Origin of the sequence: Crocosphaera watsonii WH 8501 (assembly GCF_000167195.1) — a bacterium.
Lineage (GTDB): Bacteria > Cyanobacteriota > Cyanobacteriia > Cyanobacteriales > Microcystaceae > Crocosphaera > Crocosphaera watsonii.
The window spans coordinates 1-3,232 of record NZ_AADV02000279.1 but is presented as its reverse complement, the minus strand read 5'-3'; the positions used below and the strand labels follow the sequence as shown (position 1 = coordinate 3,232).

The 3,232-nt window shown below is 36.5% G+C and carries 4 protein-coding genes; 2 read left to right on the top strand and 2 right to left on the bottom strand.

Going from position 1 to position 3,232, the window contains the following annotated elements:
- Positions 1 to 407: IS1634 family transposase (locus CWATDRAFT_RS30725; protein ID WP_007308598.1), on the top strand; the 407-nt coding region annotated here is incomplete at its 5' end.
- 272 nt (positions 408 to 679) lie between these two features.
- A complete protein-coding gene (locus CWATDRAFT_RS30720; protein ID WP_007308599.1) occupies positions 680 to 1,015 on the top strand; it encodes a XisI protein in 336 nt (111 codons plus the stop codon).
- 255 nt (positions 1,016 to 1,270) lie between these two features.
- Here the strand turns inward: CWATDRAFT_RS30720 and csaB are convergent, their stop codons facing one another.
- Both csaB and CWATDRAFT_RS30710 read right to left on the bottom strand, forming a co-directional pair.
- A complete protein-coding gene (csaB, locus tag CWATDRAFT_RS30715) occupies positions 1,271 to 2,311 on the bottom strand; it encodes a polysaccharide pyruvyl transferase CsaB (protein ID WP_021829436.1) in 1,041 nt (346 codons plus the stop codon).
- Between the two features lie 191 nt (positions 2,312 to 2,502).
- Positions 2,503 to 3,150 (bottom strand): DUF2301 domain-containing membrane protein, encoded by a 648-nt coding sequence (locus CWATDRAFT_RS30710; protein ID WP_042712982.1) that lies wholly within the window; start codon positions 3,148 to 3,150, stop codon positions 2,503 to 2,505.
- Positions 3,151 to 3,232 lie beyond the last annotated feature (82 nt).

The following is a 3,232-nucleotide window of genomic DNA, read 5'->3' as shown; positions in this document are numbered from 1 at the left end:
TAGAGGAAAATAAATTAGAAGCTAGTGAAATTCTGATAACTTATAAAAACCAGCAATCTACGGAAAGAGGATTTCGATTTTTGAAAGATCCCTTATTTTTTACTGATAGTTTCTTCGTTGAAAAACCAGAAAGAATAGAAACAATGTTATTTTTAATGTCTTTGTGTTTGTTGATTTATAACTTGGGGCAAAGAGAATTAAGAAATTGTTTAAAAAGAGTCAAAAAAGGAATAAATAATCAAGTAGGGAAAGTAACATTGCGTCCGACTTTGAGGTGGATATTTCAATGTTTTCAAGGTATTCATTATGTGATTTTAAACGGAGTTAAACAAATTGTCAATTTAACAGAAGAAAGGCGTTTTATATTGAGTTTATTACCTGCATCTTGTCAAAGATATTATCTATAAATTGAATTGGATAAAGCAAAAATAATAAAAGAATAAGAGTCTAATGATATCAAATGAGAAGAGGAAACTCTCCTTCGTTTGTGCTGAGTCTTGCTAAGTTTTCAATGAGTATAAATCTTCTTAATTTGATTATTTTTCCTAAAAATTTAATGAAAAGAGAAATATTCTTGCCCAGGTATGATTTTCGGACTTTTTAAAACTATGTATTGTTTTATACTACATTTTGAAGTGCGGAATCTGGGTTATAACCCAATTCAAGAGGTAATTGTACAATGGATAACCTAGAATTTTATCGTAGTGTAATTCAATCATTGTTAACAGCTTATGCTGCTGTCCCTATTGCTAATGGAACCATTGATTGTTATACAGTTTTTGATACTAAACAAGACCATTACCAAGTCATGAATGTGGGATGGGATGGCTATCGAAGGGTTTATGGTTGTGTTTTACATATAGATATTAAGCAAGAAAAGATTTGGATTGAGCAAAATATGACAGAAATGAGAATTGCTCAAGAACTGCTAAAACAAGGAGTTTCTAAAGAAGATATTGTCTTAGGGTTTCAATCTCCTGAAATACGTCAATATACAGATTATGCAGTTGTTTAAAAAGTGGCTCGGGGAAAATCTTGACAATAAAATTTTCATATATAATCTGTCCTTATGTAACCAATAAATAATTATTTGTCAACCATCCTTTACAAACCGTTACAGAATCTGTTACATTGGTTTGTGTGGTAACAAGCAAAGAAATTTTTATAGTTAAAAACTAACGGGCATCTCCAATGAGTTACTAAAAAGGTTTTCATTGCATTGAATTTCTCCTACTTTCCCTCCTTGGTGTCCAACCACCAGGGGTTTTTGCTATTCAAGGATTAATTTTGTTAAGATTTCTTGGTGCATCAAAGCACGATCTGTCAAAGACTGAATACGATCTTTGAGCAAGGTTTCCCCATTAACGAAATATTCTAACCAAGCGGTACTAATAACATTGGGATCGCTTGGAAGTTGGGCTAAGTCCCATCCAGGAATTTCGATCTCTTCCATTAAATAGCTCACTTTAGGATCATAACTTAGTGCAGAACATTTACATTCTTGTGAAGCTGCCATAATTAAACTATGTAAACGCATTCCAATGGTCATTTCTACCCCCTTAAAAAACCCCTTTAATTGTCTGGGATTTTCTAATTGAATAATTTTGTGACTTCCTGGTAATTGTTTAGCGATAGAATGGGCAATTTTTTCGTCCTGCGATGCTTGGAAAGGAACCAATAAGATACAGGTGTTAGTTGCTTTTTGAAAATCGATTAAAGCTTGAGTTAATATCTTTAACCTTTGAGGAGTTAATAGGGGATGACTCCTTAAATTTACCGCCACCCTCGGTGCAGGTAAATCAGCTAAACCTAACACCGACTTAGGTGTTAAAGCCCAGACAGGATCGGGGGCAACCAAAGGGTTGATGTGCCATTTTGATAATAATTCTGCGGACTTATAATCCCTAACACTAACTGCTGTACAACCTAATAAAACTTGACGAGTTAACCAACGGGTTAAAGGATTATTTAAAGGTCCAATTCCTTGCGCCCAAGCAACGGTTTTTAAGCCTTTTTGTTGGGCTAATGCCATCAATCCTGCATAATAAATAGGACTAGCTAAACTGGTAACATCCTGCATCAAACTCCCCCCACCCCAAATAAAAATATCAGAGGTTGTTAGAGCTTCTAAAATAGCTAATCCAGACCGATTATGATAAGTTTGCACCCCATACTGTTCGTAAGTTTTACGAGGGTTTCCTGAGAGTACAATGGGTTCAACTTGAGAGGGTAACATCTCTAACAACGACATCAATAAGGCTTCATCGCCGCCGTTTCCTTTACCATAATAACCACTAATGACTGCCCGCATTTTCATTTCTCGATTGGCTAATTGACATACTCCACTCCCTTTTCGGATGCCCGACCATACTGTTTATTTAGAATTTGGGTTTATGTAAGGTTAGTATACACCTTCTGAGGGTTAAAATCCACTGGGGTTTACTCGAAGACAAACCCCAAAATTTTGGGTGTGGGCCTTGGTGGAAAACCATAATTGCTCCACTAGGAAACAGAAGCAGAGCGTTGTTGTTTTAGGTAGGTAAATACGGATTTATCCCCAATATCAGGGATTAAGGGTTGAACAGATTTCCTTAGGGCAAAAATGATAAATAAACCTGCCCATATTCCCAGTAAAGCTTGTTCTATGCCCACGGATAAAACCCCGAATAAATGACCTAATAAAACCATGGGAACTAAGGGAGTTAATAATTTTGTTTCCAGGCGGTTAAAGCAAAACGCCTCCTTAAAATAGATGCCTGTCAAGGCTACAAAGATAAATCCGATTCCCAATAAAGTAAGGGGATTTTGATAGATATATAAAGCTAAAGGATCTTGAAATGATACGGACAGAATTATAGCGCTTAGGGTTCCAATTCCCCTACATAGCTGTAAGAAACGATGGAGAGGGAGCAAGTATATATGAATAGTTATTAAGCTAATGCCCAAACCAAGACAANATGAGGTACATAAGGGAGTGAGTAAAGTTAGGGTTAGAGTAGTCGCCCCTTGTCCTAAAACAAAGCCACTTCCTAAAGCAAAACTGAAGGCCGATAACAGTAACCCTGCACGATAAATTTTAACCCCATTGAGGTCTTCTGGGGTAATAGTATATTGTCCAAATTGACATTGATAACCTCTAAGCTTTCCGATGCTGTCAACATGATCAAGCTTATCGATACTACGCCTCGTGGGGGCCGTACCAGCTTATCCCTGTGAGGTATTGAGCTGCAGC